The following is a 17,913-nucleotide window of genomic DNA, read 5'->3' as shown; positions in this document are numbered from 1 at the left end:
TTCGTATAAAGTGTATAAAACCCTTGATATGACAACGTTTTTAAGTGTATAAAATTTTTGCCCTACTGTGTAAAGTGTATAAAATTCTTATTTTCTTTTCCTTCTCTTTTTGTACTCTGGCCAATGGTTGTAATACCCGCGTTCATTCTTTGGCTTTTTCTGCTTTTCGGGTGTTGCCCTACCATTAGCATAGGCTACGCTTGCAAACGGCGGTAGGTCTTCTTTAGGATAAAAACCTTTATGGATCTGTTGCCCTGCAGGGATAACCTTCTGGCCAACTGCGAAACCTTCTGGCAGGTTGCTTTTGATTTCTCGATGTAAGCCCATTTCTGACCTGTTTTCTTTAATACCATAGTATTCTAGGAAACCTTTCCAAACGTGATAGACAAAACTATTAGGAATAAACTCACTTGTCAATTCATCAGTAAAAAACTTAGAAACAAAATCAATAACGGGGTTCATGTCCTTATGGTGTTCTTCAAGTATTTCAATAGACTTCGTAGGGTTAATGTCAGCGATTGGTGTTTCAATAGCCAACTTAACCAGGTACTCCAGCACTTCTTTGCGGTTAATGTAATCGTCTTTGATAGCCTTGTTAGGATTACCTTTGAATATTTTGGTAAAAGGTAAAATTCTAAATCGCCTATCAATAGCTGATTTATCCCCGTTCATTCTTGGTAAACCATTAGAAGATTGTACTACCGTCATATTAAGGCGTATGCTATAAGGGCGTTTCCCTTTGTCCTCTATGGTCATTATGTCGCCTGTTGCTAAGCTAAACATATCTGAAGTGTCTCTAATTACTGCGTCCTTTTGTACATCATCACCGATTACAAGCGACTTTCCCAATAATATAGACGTTGAAAATTGACTTTTTGTTAAACCAGTGATCTTCAAACTTGCCACATTTTCCATACCAACTAGGTTTATAAGTAACTGCTGAAAAGTTCCTTTTCCTGTTCCACCTTCACCGAAAAGCCAAAAGATTTTTTGCAAAGACTGCCCTGTGACGCTTGCTTTTATAATCTGGATAGCAAGGTTATAAAGCTCCTTGTCACCGTCAAACAACTCTAAAAGCCAAGCTGTCGGCTTCCAGCCGTTAATTATAGGCTCTTCTGCTCCAGGGCTATAACCTGTTTTTATCTTTCTTGTTGCTGTAATCTCTGGTGTCGTTTCTTCAAAAATGCCTGTCTTAGCATTGTATAGCTGTTTCCCAATTACAGTATAATTGCCTTGGATTTCCCTCATTTGGCTCTGTCTAGCTATTTTATAAAGCGTGTCAAATGCCTGTTTTTCCGTTGCGTTTGGATAAATGACAGAAATAAGATCTTGCAAAAATTCATTATCCTCTAACCAGATACCAAAATCAGGATTATAGAAATATAATGGGGCTTTTTGCCCTTGTGCCTCTGGCTTAATTCTAATAAATCGGACGTACTTTTTTAACATAATAGCAACTCCCAGCGGATTAGTTGGTAAGGCCTTACTGCTCTTTTCCTCGCCTTTCTGCTGGGCTAGTTCTTCATGCTGGGCCTCGGTCAACCTGCCTGCCTTTACATTTTCAAGGTGTTTGCTGTCTGCCATAACTTCTTCATAAGCTTGCTGATAAGCCTTGTCCTTGATTTCTTGACACTCTTTGATAAGCTGTCCCCTAACACCTTTGAAAGTCTTAAAGTGCTTATCTTCGCTTTCACGCGCCTCTAAGATTTCACTTTCTAGGTTTCCTAATTCTTCTAGTTCTATGGTTCTATCCTCTCTTTCTATATTCAGCCCGTGCTATACTGCTAAAAGTGCGGTCTAGCTCTTCAATAGGCAATGGTTCAACTGTCACGCTATTAGCTATCTTTGTCAGCTCGTAGGCGGTCTCTAGGTCGCAATCAACCCACTTATTAAAGAGTAAACCTACAAAGCGTGTCAGTGCTACGTTGCGCCCTCCCTCATCTCCAAAGCCATTAAAAAGCGTGTCAATAATTCTCATGGTCATTGACCTCTGGCCACTTGCTCTAGGCTTGTAACGCTCCGTAGTTTCTTGCTTCGCTCTTGGTTCAACCTTGGGGACTGGATAATCTAGGCCATGCTCCACAACCTTTTGATAACTTGCTGGGTCGCCTGTTGTTACTGGTAGCCCTTGGAGTTGTGACCATGTTAAACTGGCCATGTCAAAGGGTAGCCCAATCTTGTCCGCTATCTCCTTAACTACCTGCTTATAGGTTGCCTCATTCATCACATCATCAGGCTTCACTACAAGGCGAAAACGGGGCTTTTCTAAGCTATGTTTGATAGTCGGGTATAAGATATAGGAGTAGCCAAATAAAGCGCTAGAAACAGCCTTTATAAAGCCCTCAGACGTCCCCTGTATATCGTCATAATCAAGGAAAATCAAATCCCGATAGATTAGACTGGAGTTGTTTCGCTTGTAACTGCCATGCTTTTCTGGCGTCACTTTCCCACTGATACAGTAAGGCGCTTGTGTACGTTTAAATTCTTCAATATTTGCCCCTTCAGGGACTACCAAAGGCTTAAAGCGTTCAATGTACTGGAACGGCTCAATTTTATCAAATGGATAGACAAGATTACCCTGAAAGCCTCTAGCCTCGTAAATCGTCATATCAGCTCCCTTTCCGACGTTTCTTCCTCAGTTTCTTCAGTTGTTTCCGTTCTTTGAGTTGCTTCAACTTTGGGCGTCTGACCTTGGTTTTATCTTCCTTGGCTAACTTCATACCAGCATAAGCTGGCTCTGTCATGTATCTACCCATTTTCTACCCCCAGAAACTTCATCAAGTCAGAAATTCTATAATAGATTTTCCTAGTATCTTCTAGTGGGGGCTGGTATCGTCTTAGCCCTGCTTTTTCCCATTTTTGGAGTGTCATATATTTTATATCTAACTCGTCCATGACTTCCTGGGCTGAGATTAAACCTGTTAGGCGTGGTTTGAGTCTATCACGCGCTTCAAGGTATCTTTCCACCACCTCCAGAATGCCATGCGCTAGGTCTTGCTCACTTTCTCGGCTTAGGCTAAACATATCCGCCCACCTCCTTCAAGGTTTCTTTGTAGCTTTCTAGGTCGCTGTTCATCAACACCGCTAGGCGCTTTTCTTCTTCTCGTATCTGATTGTAAAATGTTTTTGCTCCGTCCGGTAGCTCCTCTTTGTTAGCAGGGATAAAATATCCTCTAAATGTCCCATGGCGAACCCCAATAATAGGAACGCTATGGCGCGTGATTAGACGGCTGATAATATCTTGCACGGTTCTTTCTGCTAGCTTAGTGATTAGGCTGATTTCTGCCCCTGTTATGGAGTTCTCAGCCCCTACCTTGATTAGTCTTAATACTCGTTTGTCATTCTCTGATAGACTCATTCAGTTCCTCCCCTCCTTTGCTTTTATTCACAAAGGTTATTTGTCCGCTCGCTACCCCTTGCAAAATATCTTTTTGAGTTTCTATGATTGTATCCAAGGTTTTCAAAATAGCTGTCTTAGTCTCTAAATCAAACGCTTGTTTTGTCAACAAGCCCATAGTTACAGCTAACTTTGTTGCATTGTCCATACACGTAGCTAGAAAAATATCTTTAGTAAAATAAGGTTCATCTGGTATTTTTTCACTATCAAGGTATATCTTCACTATGTAACTCATTTCATCCCTCCGTAAACTCTTACCCCTGCAAGCTGGATATATCGCCCATAATCAGGGTTTAAATCCTCGCTAGGTGTTTCTATCGTCTGTTGGTTTTCTCGCTCAAATTGGGCGCTTTTTTTGCGGTCTCGGTGGTTTAGATAAAGCAGTAAGCCAATCAGTACCATCATAGAGATTACCGCCTGTGTATTGGTCAAATCTAATTCATTCATGTCATGCCCTCGCTTTGTAATTCTTGATATAGTCCACTTGATCAGTTCGCTCCATCTTCAGGAACTCGTCCACCTCTTCGGTGCTTACTTTTCTATCTACAAAATCAGCAATAAACTGGAAGAGGTTCGGATTCCTCTCCTTGATTTCAGCCATTTGTCCATCAAATTCTGCTTGTGTCATGTTGTCTAGGTCCAGTGTCATTGCATTGCCTCCTCAAACTTCTCTATAAGACAACTTTTATTTACTCTCTGAGTTCCATTTTTAGAGTTAAAAAGAATATCTTTTAAGGTTACAGTAGCCTCTAAATACTCCTTTTCAGCATGCTCTATATACGCCTGTTGCTCTGCTTCGTTGTCAAAAAAGTGCTTTGCTTGGCGTTTAAAGAAGGCTTGTCGCATAGCGTCCATTTCAAAAATACCAGGGTGGAAAAACATTCCCGTAGTGCTTTTAGAAACTGCCTCGATTTTATGGCGGTCATTCAATTCAGGAAGTTCAATCCAAAGTAAACGGGATAAATCTTCTTTGATGGATTTTGTCTGACTTGCCAATAACGAAAGGCTATTAAGCCCATTTTTTTCGCCAATTTCTCGCATTTCTGCATTAATTCTATCTATACGTCTAGTTAAAATCTCGTATGTTGTTTCTGCCATACTTTTACCTCTGTTCCTATGTTGTGTAATTGCCCTGATGGCTTTTTAATGCTTTTTTACTATACTGGATATCCTCACACTCAAAGTTTTGCGATGGCGAGTGTGGGGATTTTGAATGGTTGTTTCTTATACAGTTTTTCTTGCCTACAGCCTCATGCTCTCGGTCGCCAAATTTCTGAGCATGGGGCTTTTTAATGCCGTTTTCCTGCCACATGCCTCACACTCTCCTCGACCAAAATTTGAGTGTGGGGATTTTTGAGTTGTTTCTTATAGACGATATCCTCACGCTCAGACTCGCCAAATTGAAAGCGTGAGAAAGTACCAGTTTTAAGAGTTGGCGCTCTCCGTATGGTCAAATTGCCCTAAATATGCTATAATCTAGGTATAAATCTTACTAAAACCTCTTTGATAATAGCTTGCCTGCTTTGTTAAATTCGTTTTAGTGTTAGTGTTAAAGGCTTTGCGGTGTGGTTATTGCTAAGCCTTTTTTTGTTGCTCTCACGCGCTTCTTTGGCGTGTTTTTTTATTTCTGAATGCCATAGCTTTGATTTCTTGATAACTCATATTCAAGCCGATCATGGCTATTACCATGTCCTCAAATGCCTGGTATTGCTCCAGCTCGTCACTGGTCAAGCTATCGATGCCATTATAGCCCCCACGTTCTTCCCTTAACTGCTTAGCGTTCCTGTCGGTTACTGCTTTTAGTAGCAGGTTATTCATGGTGCTATGCGCGTGCTTGGGTGCATTAGTCCATGTCTCAATACTGTCATGCAGTGTTTTTCTTTTTGGCTTTTCTAGCGCCCTCTGCATACGAAACTTAGAAAGTTCCTCACGCATTTCAAAGAAGGCTTTGACTAGGTTCTTCTTAAACTCTTTTACGGGTTCTGTATTTCGTAAGTAAGTGATCAGCAATGTTGCTTGTTGTTCATTTAAAATATAGTCCCGTACATTTTGCCCACTTTCTGAAGGTGAAATTTTAAATTGCACCTTTCCAAAGCTTTCAAAGTCCTCTCGGTGCTTATTCAGCAAAATTTTTAAATGTCTGTGCTTAACGTCTGCACATTCTGCAACAATACTGCTTAATGTATACGGCTCTTTTTTACCGTCCATATAGACTAGTTCCATTGTGGTTCTACCTCCTGCATAAATCTGGTCAGCTTGCTTGTCAGACGGCTCTTCTCGTCCATATTCTGAGCCTCTGCAATGGCTTTGGCTAGTGTGTCGATATAATACCGCTCTGCCTCTGCCAACGTGTCAGGGGCTTTTATAGTGGTCTGTGGTTCTTCCACCAATTCCCCAGCCATGTAGTAGCCGTTTAGTCGGATTTCTTTCAGAATGTGCTTGACCACTTTTTTAAACTCTTTTGCTAGTGGTTTGCGTGACTGCGATAAAACTTCATAGACTCCGAACTCTGTCAGCATATTCATTTCTCTTTTTTGACCTGCCCTAGATATTACATAGGTCAGCTTTTCATCATCATCTACCCGTTTTAGTAAATCTGTGGTGTTTTGGATTTCAATCATCTCAGCAATCTCTACCGCTACAAATAACGGATTTTGAATGTCTCCATAAACATCAAAATATTTAGATCCGAATCGTTGAGTTGTTACAACTTCCAAAACTTCCTTTTTGTTATGTTGTTCTCCTTTGGGGTAGAAGTTCCCAAAAAAATCACATAAATCTTTTTGCTGTGTTGTCATGTCTTTCTTAACCTCTCTGTATAACTGATTTAGTCTTTTTCTGCTTTCCTTGTTGGGCTTATGCTTGCCCTGTGCCCACTTGCCAACTGTTCGGGGATCTATGCCTATTCGTTGGCCAATAGCTACCAAGTTCAGCCCGTGAGTGGTTCGCATTTCATCGATGACCCTTGTATAGTTCCTCTTCATTGCTTGCCTGCCTTTCTATTTTTGTACGCTTTTTTTCGTACTTTCTCCTAAAAAAATAATGTCCATCGAAACATTATAAAGAGAGGTCAAGTCTTGCAATAAGTCAATTGGTATTTTAGTACTATCTTTTTCGTACTTTGCGATAGTCTGAAAACTTCGGTTAAGTTTTTTACCAACTTCACGAAGTGTAAAACCTGCCGTAATACGTGCCGCTTTTAGCGTTATCTGTTCCATTTAGCAACTCCTTTCCTTTTGGACTTGGTTATAGTGTACGCTTTTTTTCGTACTATGTCAATAGTTTTTTAGAAAAATATTATTTTTTTCGTACTACGTCTATGTATTTGTGCTATAATTAAGAAAAAGGAGATGATTTAACATGGCAAAAAATAGCCCTCAAGATTTAAAAAATAGAGAGTTTTTTTCTGAAAATCTTAATAGAATTATGAAAGAAAAAAATATAAGGCAAGTAGATTTACATAACGCTCTTGGTATTCCTAAAAGCACTTTGACAGGATATGTAAAAGGTCGTTCAATGCCAACTGCTGGAAATCTTCAAAAACTTGCTGATTTTTTGCATGTAAAAAAATCAGATTTAGACCCTCGTTTTCTCCACAACAATTTAGATGAAATTGCTAGACACGAACTATCAGAGTTTTATAAAAAACTTATAGAAGACGGGATTGACGATATATTGACTCGTTTTATTATGACAGAATTGAATGATATTTATTTCAATCCTAACAAACAATATCCTTCTAACTCTTTCAGAGACAAAGAGCAATTTTTAATTCATTTTTCTCAAAACAGCGTTGCGGTAAAAGAAAAATGGTTAAATGTTAAGGAAGTCAACTATTATGTATTGGATAGATTAAAACGTAACATTTCACAAGCATTCAAAGAAACGCAAGTGATATTAAATAACAATATAAATAATAACAATGAATATATTATCCACGGACTAGATCCCCAAAAAATTCCGGACTTATCAAAAAAATTAACAGAGCTTGAAGGTGAAATACTGGAAAGAATTCAAAATCTAGAATTATCTCATTCAGACGCTTAAGGTTAATCTCAGCCCCTCTTTTGCTAAACGAATACCCCCTTTTTCATGGTCTATTGTGCAAAAACAGGGGAAATTGAAGAATAGAAAGCCAATTTTACAGACTAAATCGCAAAAATGGGCAAAATTGACAAATAGCAACAAAAAAAGACAAGCTAGCTACTGCCAACTTGTCTGATAGTACCTAACTGAAAATAAGCGAAAGGTTAGGTATTTACAACATTATTATACAACTCTTGCACTTAAAAAGCGACTTACACCATATCCACGCGCCACAATGTTCAACAATCCTGAAGCGCGTGGATTCTCGAGCTTCAAGCCCATATAAGCCCCATATCTACTAATTTTGTTGATGTCAACAAAAGTCAACTACTCACAATGTTTTAGAAAGGATCTCATGAACGAATTACAATTTTTAATCTATACCGCTGACAACGATAGCGAGACAGCTAGTGTCATCATCAAAGGCGAAACTATCTGGGCTAGTCAGAAAGAAATGGCTAGACTTTTCGATGTCGGTGTTCCTGCAATTAGTAAGCACTTAAAAAATATCTTTGAAGAGGGAGAATTAGAAGAAAGGGTGGTTGTTTCCAAAATGGAAATAACCACAAAACACGGTGCAATTGCTGATAAAACCCAAACTAAGAATGTCAGCTACTACAACCTTGATGCCATCATTTCCGTTGGTTACCGTGTCAATTCCCAAAAAGCTACGAGATTTAGACAGTGGGCTACTTCGGTACTTCGTGAGTACATGATAAAAGGGTTCGCCATGGATGACAACCGTCTGAAACAAGGCGAAAACTTGCTGGAAAAAGACTATTTCCGTGAGCTGTTGGAGCGCGTGCGCTCTATCCGGGCTAGTGAACGCCGTATATGGTTACAGATTACAGATATCTTTGCTGAAATCTCTATCGACTATGACCCACAAAGTACGTTGACTAAGCAATTCTATGCTGATGTACAGAATAAGTTTCATTATGCAATCACTGGCCAAACTGCTGCGGAAATTATCTACACGAAAGCAGACCACACAAAAGACAACATGGGACTTACAACATGGAAAAACTCCCCTAACGGTCGCATACTGCAAGCAGATACCCAAATAGCAAAGAATTACCTTTCAGAAACAGAAATCCGTTCCCTTGAAAGAGGAATATCTAGCTATTTTGATTACCTGGAAAGACAGATAGAACAGCGAAAAGCTCAGACAATGCAACAACTAGCCCAAAGCATTGACCGCTTTTTGACTTTCCAAGAATACGATATTTTAGAAGGTCATGGAAAAATCACTTCCAAGGTTGCGAAAGATAAAGCAAAAGCAGAATACCAACTATTCAACAAAACTCAAAAGATAAACTCGGACTTTGAAAAAACTTTAAAACAGCTAACTGACGATTAAAAACTTTAAACATAGGCCTGTTTACTATAAACAAGCCCATATTAGCCCCATATCCGCCTTGTTTCCAACTCTGGTATTATTTACCGTCTGACTATTTAAAATCGAATACAGGGCAAACTATGAAGCCCTAGCATGATATAAAACCTTTTTGATAATGGCTTGCCTGCTGATGTATTTTAGAAAGGTTTATCATCATGAAAATAACTGAAGTTATAAAAAAAGACGGTAGTAAAGTCTATCGTGCTAAAAAGACGGTAGTAAAGTCTATCGTGCTAATGTATATCTAGGAGTTGACCAGGTAACAGGAAAGAAAGTTAAAACTAAGGTAACAGGGCGGACACAAAAGGAAGTTAAGCAGAAAGCTACTCAAGAAAAAATTGCTTTTCAGAAAGCAGGGTCTACTAGACAAAAGGCTAGCACCATAAAAAACTATCAAGAATTAGCCAATCTCTGGTTAGAAAGTTATAAGAATACGGTTAAGCCAAACACTCAAGGCAATGTTAGAAAGTTAATTGATAATCATATACTGCCTATTTTCGGGGCTTACAAGCTCGATAAGCTCACTACTCCACTTATCCAGTCAATTATCAACGAACTTGCTGACAAGACTAATAGAGGGGAAAAAGGGGCTTTTCTACATTATGACAAGATACACGCTTTAAACAAACGTATCTTACAGTATGGCGTAACCATGCAGGCTATACCGTCCAATCCTGCGCGTGATGTTGTTTTACCTCGTAACACTCAGAAAGCAAAGCGGAAAAAAGTAAAGCACTTTGAAAATCAAGAACTAAAAAAATTTCTTGGTTATCTCGATAATTTAGATACTCATAGATACCGTTATTACTATGAGACGATGCTCTATAAGTTCCTATTGGCTACTGGTTGCCGTATCAATGAAGCTTTAGCCCTTTCCTGGTCTGATATTGACTTAGATAATGCCGTTGTGCATATTACCAAAACACTAAATCGGGATTTAGAAATCAATAGCCCAAAGTCAAAGTCTAGTTATCGGGATATAGATATAGATCAAGCGACTGTTAGCATGCTGAAGCAGTACAAACTACGCCAAACTAAAGAGGCTTGGAAGATAGGACAACGTGAAAGTGTAGTATTTTCTGATTTCATTCATGAGTATCCTAGCAGTTCAAGACTTAAAAGAAGATTGCAAACACATTTTAAGCGTGCTGATGTTCCTAACATTGGCTTTCATGGATTCCGTCACACTCACGCTAGTCTCTTGCTTAACTCTGGAATACCATACAAGGAACTCCAGTACCGCCTAGGTCATTCCACTTTATCAATGACCATGGATATATATAGCCACCTCTCAAAAGAGAACGCAAAAAAAGCAGTATCATTCTACGAAACTGCACTAAAAGCACTATAGGGGGAGCAAAAAGGGGAGCAAATTTAAAAATCAACATTTCAAGACAAAGTAAAAATCCAATAGCAACAGGATTTTTGTTAGATTTATTTTGAAAAAGGCCGATTTTGTAGTATAATAGTACGGTGTGAAAAAATCTGAAAAATGAGAAAGGATAAGGGATATGAAACAAGTTTTTCTCTCTACAACAACTGAATTTAAAGAGATCGATACACTTGAACCGGGTACTTGGATCAATCTCGTCAATCCGACTCAAAATGAATCACTCGAAATCGCTAACGCCTTCGATATTGATATCGCTGACCTTCGGGCACCGCTCGATGCGGAAGAAATGTCTCGTATTACCATTGAAGACGAGTACACCCTGATTATCGTTGACGTGCCGGTCACAGAAGAAAGAAATAATCGCACCTACTACGTAACCATCCCGCTTGGTATTATCATCACAGAGGAAACCATTATCACTACTTGTTTGGAACCATTACCAGTCCTCGATGTCTTTATCAACCGTCGTTTGCGTAATTTCTACACCTTCATGCGCTCGCGTTTTATCTTCCAGATTCTTTATCGCAATGCAGAGCTTTACCTAACAGCCCTTCGTTCAATCGACCGTAAGAGTGAACAAATCGAAAGTCAACTGCATCAATCAACTCGTAATGAAGAATTGATTGAGCTCATGGAATTGGAAAAAACCATCGTCTATTTCAAGGCCTCCCTCAAAACAAATGAGCGCGTGATTAAGAAATTGACCAGCTCAACCAGCAATATCAAGAAATACCTTGAAGACGAGGACCTGCTTGAAGATACCCTGATTGAAACTCAACAGGCCATCGAGATGGCAGACATTTATGGAAACGTCTTACATTCTATGACAGAGACCTTCGCCTCTATCATTTCCAACAACCAGAACAACATCATGAAAACCTTGGCCCTTGTGACCATCGTCATGTCCATCCCAACCATGGTCTTTTCTGCCTACGGGATGAACTTTAAGGATAATGAAATCCCCCTAAACGGTGAACCAAATGCTTTTTGGTTAATCGTCTTTATCGCCTTTGCTATGAGTGTCTCGCTCACTCTCTATCTCATCCATAAAAAATGGTTCTAAGAGGAGTTCCTATGTCTCAGATTGATCTACAAAAATTAACTAAGAAAAACCAAGAATTTGTCCACATCGCTACCCAACAATTCATCAAAGATGGAAAAACAGACGCTGAAATCAAGGCTATTTTTGAGGAAGTTATTCCCCAAATCCTTGAAGAGCAAGCCAAGGGTACGACTGCTCGTTCCCTCTATGGCGCACCAACTCATTGGGCTCATAGTTTTACTGTCAAAGAACAATATGAAAAAGAGCACCCAAAAGAAAATGATGATCCAAAACTCATGATTATGGACTCAGCTCTTTTCATCACTAGTCTCTTTGCCCTCGTCAGCGCCCTCACAACCTTCTTCTCAGCAGATCAAGCTATCGGTTACGGTTTGATTACCCTCCTATTAGTTGGACTGGTTGGTGGATTTGCCTTCTACTTGATGTACTACTTTGTTTACCAATACTATGGACCAGATATGGACCGCAGTCAACGTCCACCTTTCTGGAAATCTGTACTGGTTATCCTAGCTTCTATGTTCCTTTGGTTGCTTGTTTTCTTTGCAACAAGCTTCCTACCAGCTAGCCTTAACCCAGTACTTGCTCCATTGCCACTAGCTATTATCGGAGCAGTCCTCCTAGCCCTTCGCTTCTATCTCAAGAAACGCTTGAACATCCGCAGCGCAAGTGCAGGGCCAACACGCTATTAAGAGAATGATAAAAGCAACTGCAGGTGCGGTTGCTTTTTTACTACTTTCTTGATTTAAAAGCATTCTTCTGAAATCCCACATAGCTTTCTCTTATCTTTTGTGATAAAATAGGCTCAATCTATTTCTAGGAGGATAAGATATGGTTTCTACTATTGGTATTGTTAGTTTATCTAGTGGCATTATCGGAGAAGACTTTGTCAAACACGAAGTGGACTTGGGTGCCCAACGTCTCAAGGATCTAGGACTCAATCCTACCTTTTTGCCTCATTCGCTAAAAGGATTAGACTTTATCAAGGACCATCCTGAAGCTCGTGCAGAGGATTTGATGCATGCCTTTTCTGATGATAGCATCGACATGATCCTATGCGCCATCGGTGGAGACGATACCTATCGCTTACTACCTTATCTTTTTGAAAATGACCAACTACAAAAGGTTATCAAACAAAAAATTTTTCTTGGCTTCTCGGATACAACCATGAACCATCTCATGTTGCATAAACTAGGTGTTAAAACTTTTTATGGTCAATCCTTTTTAGCAGACATTTGTGAATTGGACAAGGAAGTGCTGACCTATAGCCTCCACTACTTTAAAGAATTGATTGAGACGGGAAGAATCTCAGAAATCCGCCCTAGTGACGTTTGGTATGATGAAAGGACTGACTTCAGTCCCAAGGCTCTGGGGACACCTCGTGTCAGTCATGCAAATACTGGTTTCGAGCTGTTGCGGGGAAATGCCCAGTTCGAGGGAAAAATCCTCGGTGGTTGCCTCGAATCCCTCTACGATATCTTTGACAACTCTCGATACGCAGATAGCACGGAGCTCTGCCAAAAATACAAACTTTTCCCTGACTTGTCAGACTGGGAAGGAAAAATCCTCTTGCTAGAAACAAGCGAAGAAAAGCCTGAGCTGGAAGACTTCAAAAATATGTTGCGGACTTTAAAAGACACTGGTATATTCGAGGTCATCAGTGGACTCTTGGTCGGAAAACCTATGGATGAAACTTTCTATGACGACTATAAAGAGGCACTATTGGATATTATTGACAGCAATATCCCGATTATCTATAATCTAAATGTCGGCCACGCAACTCCAAGAGCAATTGTACCCTTCGGAGTTCACGCCTATGTAGATGCAAAGGAGCAAATCATTCGCTTTGACTATAACAAAAAATAAATAGTTTCTCTATTTTTGTGCTTTTGTATTCGTTTTCGTTACAATTTGTATCTGAATTTATTGCATTTCGCTAATTTCTATGATATCCTTTTGAAGGAGGTGTATATGACAAAACAAAAAATTAATCGAATCGTAGGTTCTATTGGTGCCTTTATTGGAATTATAGTATTTATTGCCTACATACCTCAAATTATCGCTAATTTACAGGGAAATAAAGCTCAACCATTTCAACCTTTATCAGCTGCTATATCTTGCTTAATCTGGGTTATTTATGGATGGACAAAGGAACCTAAGAAGGATTGGATACTAATCATTCCAAATTCAGCTGGTGTTATTTTAGGTGGAATCACTTTTTTGACTTCACTCTAACAAATCTAATAGTATATATAAAAAGCTGGGAAAAATTTCTCAGCTTTTTTCTATATTCTCAGATATGCTAGTTACCTGTACACACTAATTCCTGCTTTTCCATTCACAATCATTCTCGTGGTCATCAACTAGTCCTGCAGCCTGTAGAAAAGACAAGACGGCGACTGGGCCTGTGAACTTGAAACCTCTTTTTTTGAGATTTTTGGCCAATTTCTCAGACAAGGGTGTTTTAGCTGGGGCTTGGCGGTAATCGGGAACATCGTTAACGATTGTTTTCCCTTCAACAAAAGACCAAAGATAGGCATCAAAAGAGCCATATTCTTCCTGTAGTCGTAAAAATGCTTGGGCGTTAGCGCGTGTAGCAAAAATCTTGGCTCTATTCCGAATGATGGCTGGATTCTCCAGCAAGGCTTCCAACTCGGTGTCGGTCATGTCTGCCACCGCTTGAATTTGATAGCCATGAAAGGCTTCTCGGAAAGCTTGGCGTTTGTTGAGCACCGTTTCCCAAGACAGGCCTGCCTGATAGGTTTCCATGCACAATAACTCAAACAATGTTTGGTCATCATGGAGGGGCTGGCCCCACTCCTCATCATGATAGGCGATATAGAGAGGATTGGTCATCTTGACCCACGAACAACGTTTTGTCATGCTCTGCTCCTATTTGACCAACATTTTAAGGGCCGACTTGATATAGTTCTCAGCTGTATCTGTCGTTCCTTCAAAGAATTTCTTGATTTTCTTAAGTTCGGTTGCCTTGTAGCCCAGCGCCAACATAGCTTCCATGGCTTCTTCCAGTTCTTGGTTTTCAGCGCTGGTTTGCACTGCCACCTTGGCAGGAAGGTCATCTCCTGCAACTACTACCTTGCCTTCCAAGTCCAGCACCATTTGCTGGGCTGTTTTCTTGCCAATTTTAGGGAACTTAGTCAAGTAGGTGATGTTCTTGGTTTCAATGGCTTGAACCAAGCCAGCATTGTCATCAGCAGCGATAATAGCAAGAGCTGATACAGGACCAATCCCAGATACCGAAATCAGACTGAGAAAGAGCTTTTTCTCGTCTTCTGAGCGAAATCCATAAAGCAGATGAGCATCCTCACGCACAACCTGATGCACATAAATTTGAGCTTCTTGGTTAACCTGACCTGAATAAGCATAAGGATTGGCCACATGCAGGATATAACCAATACCATTGGTTTCAAGAACAATGTATTTGGCAGTGATTTTGGTAATGATTCCTTTTAAATATTCGTACATAGTTTTCCTTTTAGTTTAATATTTCCCCAACTCACGGAGACTGGTGTGATTTTCCTGAATACGTCGGAACATCTTTTCCATATCTGACTTGGTAAAATGCACTAAAACAGGACGTCCGTGGGGACAGTTATAGGGATTGTCACACTGAGAAAGCTGATAGAGGAGTTGTCTAGCTGAATGATCATCAATACGATGGTTGGCCTTGATAGACCGTTTGCAGGACATCATAATAGCCAACTCTGCTCGGTATTTCTTGATAGAAACTTCCTTGGTCAAAAGGAGCATGTCACACATTTCATAGATGCCTGATTCAATCTCTTCTTCTGCCATCCAAATAGGATGTTCACGTAAGATGAATTGATTTTCTCCGTACTCTGCTAGAAAGACGCCCACTTCCTCTAAAAGTGCCATTCTTTCCTTGAGACGAAGGGCATCATCCGCTGGAAATTCAAAGATATAGGGTACTAGTAGTTGCTGCTGGCTCTGGTCAACATTGCCAATGCTCTCACGGTATTCCTCATACTTAACTCGTTCCTGAGCCGCATGCTGATCTATGATGTAGAGCCCATCTCGTCCCTGGGCAAAGAGATAAGTCCCGTGCATTTGCCCGAAAAATTCCAACTCTGGGAAGCTTGAAGATTCTTCTCGCTCCAGCTTGTCATAAGCCTTATCGAGACTCGCAAGGTCCAACTCAGGATGATCTAGTTGGTCATAGTTAGCAGGTTTTCTCTCTGCAAAATGCAATTTTGCTGGCTTGGTCAGCTGGTCCAAGGTTTCCTTAGCAAATAAAGTCAAATCCTGTCCTTCATCAGTTAATTCAACCTGATAATCAGCCACCTCAGCTTGACTAGGTCTTGTCGGCTCAGTTTTCTCATAGTAGAGCGTATTTTCTTTGAGCGGGAGAATGGTCTGCTCCACCTTCTCACGATTGCGCACGGTCGATTTGGCAAGATTTTCCAAGGCATCAGGAATCAAGGTTTGTTCCTTGAGACTGTTTGCAATAGCTTCTGAAACCAGCGTCATCAGTTCTTTTTCCTTGGAAATCCGCACTTCTTGCTTGGTCGGATGCACATTGACATCCGCTAGATAAGGGTCGATATGGATGTGAATGACAGCCAGTGGAAAACGGCCCACCATAAGCTTGCTTCCGTAACCATCCAAAATAGCACGATTGAGTAGAAAGTTCTTGATATAACGGCCATTGATGAAGAGGCTGATATAGTTTCGGTTGGCTCTAGTTAACTCAGGCAGGGAAACAAAGCCTGAAATCTCGAAATCTAGATCAGAATTCTCAATTTCAATCATCTTCTTGGCACTGGCCAAACCGTAAATCCCTGCGATTGCTTGGCGCAGTTGCCCAGTCCCAGCTGTTCGCGTCATTTCCTTACCGTCACTAATCAAGCTGAAAGAAATCTCAGGATGGGCCAAGCCCAGACGGTTGACGATATCAATGATATGAGACAGCTCCGCTTGCTGGCTCTTCATATATTTGAGGCGGGCAGGCGTGTTGAAAAAGAGGTCCTCCACACAAACCTTGGTTCCCACAGGACTAGTCGCTGGGATGACTTCTTCTACTTCTCCTCCACGCGCGACTAACTTAGTCCCATGACTTGCACCATCCACCGCCGTTAACAGAGTCAGAACACTAACAGAAGCGATAGAAGGCAAGGCTTCACCACGAAAACCAAGCGTCCGAATTCGAAAGAGGTCTGCTTGATTTTTTATCTTACTAGTCGCATGGCGGCGCAGGGCCAATTCCACCTCATCGTGGGCAATTCCATGACCATTATCTGTGATTTGGATTTTCTTGAGACCAGCTTCCTCAATCTCAATGATAATCTGACTAGAGCCCGCGTCAATGGCGTTTTCTACTAGCTCCTTAACAACGCTAGCTGGACGCTCGATAACCTCTCCAGCCGCGATCTGGTTTGCCAGCACCTCTGGCAATTCAATAATATGAGACATCTTTCAGCCCCTTTCCGTATCTATTTTCCTAGAAATTGATTAGTGCTATTATACCATATTTCAGAAAGGACAGAAAAGCAAGCACCACATAGGAGCCAAATCCCTCCACATAAACAAAGTCCCTTGTCAGGTATCGTAAAATAGTGTTTAATAAAGGTGTACAAGAAGTGATCACAATTTTGTATGAAAAACAAGGAGAGAAATTTATGAAAGTAGAACTACAGATTAGTGAGACTTACAAGGAGGAAAAACTGATTGTCCAAGCACCTCAAGAAACCGAAAAAGTCCAGAAAGTCATCGAGTTTGCAGAAAATCTGGATCGAACAGAAAAAATCAAAGGGAAAATCGATAATCAGGTCTATCTCGTTGAGATTGGCAAGATTCAGCGCTTCTATATCGAGAATCGGAAGGTTCTAGCAGAAACAGCTAGTCAGACCTACACCATTGACTTACGACTCTATCAGGTCCTTGAACTTTTGCCAAGCAATTTTATCCAAATTTCCCAATCAGAAATCATCAATATCAACTCCATTTCTCATCTCAAGCTCACCCCCAACGGTCTGGTAGAAATTTTCTTGAAAAACGAAAGCTTCACCTACTCTTCACGCCGTTACCTAAAAACCATCAAGGAGAAATTAGAACTATGAAAAAACAAATCTTCCACGACGCAGCTACTGGTGTCCTCATCGGTCTCATCCTCTCTATCATCTTTTCACTCATTTATGCACCAAGTACCTACGCCCCGTTAAGTTCCGACTCTCTCATCGGACAAATGATGACTCAACATCAAGTTCACGGTGCCTTGGTCTTGCTCTACTGCACACTTATCTGGGCAGCCATCGGCATTCTCTTTAGTTTTGGCAATAGCTTGTTCAAGCGTGACTGGAGCTTACTCCGTGCGACTCTGACTCATTTTTTCCTCATGCTAGTAGGCTTTATCCCACTAGCAACCCTAGCAGGTTGGTTCCCCTTCCACTGGATTTTCTATCTCCAACTCATTATCGAGTTTGCGATTGTCTACCTCATCATTTGGACTATTTCCTATAAAAGAGCATCAAAAAAAGTAGACCATATCAATCAACTCTTGGAGCATAGAAAATAGGAACCTCATAATAAGCAAATCCGAG

Annotated in this window: 24 protein-coding genes and 1 pseudogene; 9 read left to right on the top strand and 16 right to left on the bottom strand. The window is 40.6% G+C overall.

What is annotated here, in order from left to right:
• Positions 1 to 87: 87 nt before the first annotated feature.
• From NMM17_RS00440 to NMM17_RS00380, 13 genes are all read right to left on the bottom strand, one after another.
• A complete protein-coding gene (locus tag NMM17_RS00440) occupies positions 88 to 1,584 on the bottom strand; it encodes a phage/plasmid primase, P4 family (protein ID WP_000785436.1) in 1,497 nt (498 codons plus the stop codon).
• A gap of 163 nt (positions 1,585 to 1,747) precedes the next feature.
• Positions 1,748 to 2,608: a primase alpha helix C-terminal domain-containing protein gene (locus NMM17_RS00435; RefSeq protein ID WP_000158196.1), complete on the bottom strand. Its 861-nt coding sequence runs from the start codon at positions 2,606 to 2,608 to the stop codon at positions 1,748 to 1,750.
• A 1-nt stretch (position 2,609) separates the two neighbouring features.
• Positions 2,610 to 2,756 carry a hypothetical protein gene (locus NMM17_RS00430; protein ID WP_000534152.1) on the bottom strand — a complete coding sequence of 49 codons (147 nt, stop codon included), beginning with the start codon at positions 2,754 to 2,756 and terminating at the stop codon, positions 2,610 to 2,612.
• Positions 2,749 to 3,024, bottom strand: coding sequence for a hypothetical protein (locus NMM17_RS00425; protein WP_000492135.1), 276 nt, complete (start codon positions 3,022 to 3,024; stop codon positions 2,749 to 2,751). The genes NMM17_RS00430 and NMM17_RS00425 overlap by 8 nt, the downstream gene beginning before the upstream one ends.
• Positions 3,017 to 3,358, bottom strand: coding sequence for a DNA-binding protein (locus NMM17_RS00420; protein ID WP_254753638.1), 342 nt, complete (start codon positions 3,356 to 3,358; stop codon positions 3,017 to 3,019). The genes NMM17_RS00425 and NMM17_RS00420 overlap by 8 nt, the downstream gene beginning before the upstream one ends.
• Positions 3,339 to 3,632 carry a hypothetical protein gene (locus NMM17_RS00415; protein ID WP_000120511.1) on the bottom strand — a complete coding sequence of 98 codons (294 nt, stop codon included), beginning with the start codon at positions 3,630 to 3,632 and terminating at the stop codon, positions 3,339 to 3,341. The genes NMM17_RS00420 and NMM17_RS00415 overlap by 20 nt, the downstream gene beginning before the upstream one ends.
• Positions 3,629 to 3,844, bottom strand: coding sequence for a hypothetical protein (locus NMM17_RS00410; RefSeq protein ID WP_001003772.1), 216 nt, complete (start codon positions 3,842 to 3,844; stop codon positions 3,629 to 3,631). The genes NMM17_RS00415 and NMM17_RS00410 overlap by 4 nt, the downstream gene beginning before the upstream one ends.
• 1 nt (position 3,845) lies before the next feature.
• Positions 3,846 to 4,046 (bottom strand): hypothetical protein, encoded by a 201-nt coding sequence (locus tag NMM17_RS00405; RefSeq protein WP_000171243.1) that lies wholly within the window; start codon positions 4,044 to 4,046, stop codon positions 3,846 to 3,848.
• A complete protein-coding gene (locus tag NMM17_RS00400) occupies positions 4,043 to 4,495 on the bottom strand; it encodes a hypothetical protein (protein WP_000852438.1) in 453 nt (150 codons plus the stop codon). Before NMM17_RS00400 ends, NMM17_RS00405 begins: the two co-directional genes overlap by 4 nt.
• A gap of 16 nt (positions 4,496 to 4,511) precedes the next feature.
• Positions 4,512 to 4,709 carry a hypothetical protein gene (locus tag NMM17_RS00395; protein WP_000267708.1) on the bottom strand — a complete coding sequence of 66 codons (198 nt, stop codon included), beginning with the start codon at positions 4,707 to 4,709 and terminating at the stop codon, positions 4,512 to 4,514.
• Positions 4,710 to 4,993: 284 nt separating this feature from the next.
• Entirely contained in the window at positions 4,994 to 5,620 is a 627-nt protein-coding gene (locus tag NMM17_RS00390) for a Rha family transcriptional regulator (RefSeq protein WP_000424656.1), read from the bottom strand.
• Positions 5,611 to 6,381, bottom strand: coding sequence for a BRO family protein (locus NMM17_RS00385; RefSeq protein ID WP_000828332.1), 771 nt, complete (start codon positions 6,379 to 6,381; stop codon positions 5,611 to 5,613). The genes NMM17_RS00390 and NMM17_RS00385 overlap by 10 nt, the downstream gene beginning before the upstream one ends.
• A 15-nt stretch (positions 6,382 to 6,396) precedes the next feature.
• Positions 6,397 to 6,615: a helix-turn-helix domain-containing protein gene (locus NMM17_RS00380; protein ID WP_000435333.1), complete on the bottom strand. Its 219-nt coding sequence runs from the start codon at positions 6,613 to 6,615 to the stop codon at positions 6,397 to 6,399.
• 142 nt (positions 6,616 to 6,757) lie between these two features.
• On the opposite strand from NMM17_RS00380, the gene NMM17_RS00375 reads away from it, so the two are divergent.
• The 7 genes and pseudogenes from NMM17_RS00375 (at position 6,758) to NMM17_RS00345 (ending at position 13,570) form a co-directional block, all read left to right on the top strand.
• Positions 6,758 to 7,444: a helix-turn-helix transcriptional regulator gene (locus NMM17_RS00375; RefSeq protein ID WP_001107588.1), complete on the top strand. Its 687-nt coding sequence runs from the start codon at positions 6,758 to 6,760 to the stop codon at positions 7,442 to 7,444.
• 394 nt (positions 7,445 to 7,838) lie between these two features.
• Positions 7,839 to 8,843 (top strand): virulence RhuM family protein, encoded by a 1,005-nt coding sequence (locus tag NMM17_RS00370; protein ID WP_001004340.1) that lies wholly within the window; start codon positions 7,839 to 7,841, stop codon positions 8,841 to 8,843.
• A gap of 194 nt (positions 8,844 to 9,037) precedes the next feature.
• Positions 9,038 to 10,233: pseudogene (locus NMM17_RS00365) on the top strand (tyrosine-type recombinase/integrase).
• A 160-nt stretch (positions 10,234 to 10,393) separates the two neighbouring features.
• Positions 10,394 to 11,338 carry a magnesium transporter CorA family protein gene (locus NMM17_RS00360; protein ID WP_000815623.1) on the top strand — a complete coding sequence of 315 codons (945 nt, stop codon included), beginning with the start codon at positions 10,394 to 10,396 and terminating at the stop codon, positions 11,336 to 11,338.
• A gap of 11 nt (positions 11,339 to 11,349) precedes the next feature.
• Positions 11,350 to 12,027, top strand: coding sequence for a DUF1129 domain-containing protein (locus NMM17_RS00355; RefSeq protein ID WP_000078014.1), 678 nt, complete (start codon positions 11,350 to 11,352; stop codon positions 12,025 to 12,027).
• Between the two features lie 139 nt (positions 12,028 to 12,166).
• Entirely contained in the window at positions 12,167 to 13,201 is a 1,035-nt protein-coding gene (locus NMM17_RS00350) for a S66 peptidase family protein (RefSeq protein WP_000255082.1), read from the top strand.
• A gap of 105 nt (positions 13,202 to 13,306) precedes the next feature.
• A complete protein-coding gene (locus tag NMM17_RS00345; protein WP_000166114.1) occupies positions 13,307 to 13,570 on the top strand; it encodes a SemiSWEET family transporter in 264 nt (87 codons plus the stop codon).
• An 84-nt stretch (positions 13,571 to 13,654) separates the two neighbouring features.
• On the opposite strand, the gene NMM17_RS00340 is transcribed toward NMM17_RS00345, so the two are convergent.
• The 3 genes from NMM17_RS00340 to mutL are packed head-to-tail and all read right to left on the bottom strand — an operon-like array spanning position 13,655 to position 16,786.
• Complete coding sequence (locus NMM17_RS00340; protein ID WP_254753637.1) at positions 13,655 to 14,218, bottom strand: DNA-3-methyladenine glycosylase I; 564 nt, start codon at positions 14,216 to 14,218, stop codon at positions 13,655 to 13,657.
• Between the two features lie 9 nt (positions 14,219 to 14,227).
• Positions 14,228 to 14,821 (bottom strand): Holliday junction branch migration protein RuvA, encoded by a 594-nt coding sequence (gene ruvA, locus NMM17_RS00335; RefSeq protein ID WP_061438645.1) that lies wholly within the window; start codon positions 14,819 to 14,821, stop codon positions 14,228 to 14,230.
• A 15-nt stretch (positions 14,822 to 14,836) separates the two neighbouring features.
• Complete coding sequence (gene mutL, locus NMM17_RS00330; RefSeq protein ID WP_254753636.1) at positions 14,837 to 16,786, bottom strand: DNA mismatch repair endonuclease MutL; 1,950 nt, start codon at positions 16,784 to 16,786, stop codon at positions 14,837 to 14,839.
• Positions 16,787 to 16,992: 206 nt separating this feature from the next.
• On the opposite strand from mutL, the gene NMM17_RS00325 reads away from it, so the two are divergent.
• Both NMM17_RS00325 and NMM17_RS00320 read left to right on the top strand, forming a co-directional pair.
• Complete coding sequence (locus NMM17_RS00325) at positions 16,993 to 17,433, top strand: LytTR family DNA-binding domain-containing protein (RefSeq protein ID WP_254753635.1); 441 nt, start codon at positions 16,993 to 16,995, stop codon at positions 17,431 to 17,433.
• Entirely contained in the window at positions 17,430 to 17,888 is a 459-nt protein-coding gene (locus NMM17_RS00320) for a DUF3021 domain-containing protein (protein WP_254753634.1), read from the top strand. The genes NMM17_RS00325 and NMM17_RS00320 overlap by 4 nt, the downstream gene beginning before the upstream one ends.
• Positions 17,889 to 17,913: the final 25 nt, after the last annotated feature.

The organism is Streptococcus sp. CF7_Ac1-12 (assembly GCF_024295905.1).
GTDB lineage: Bacteria > Bacillota > Bacilli > Lactobacillales > Streptococcaceae > Streptococcus > Streptococcus mitis_AP.
The sequence above is the reverse complement of the archived record's forward strand: the minus strand, read 5'-3'. Positions and strand labels throughout refer to the sequence as shown.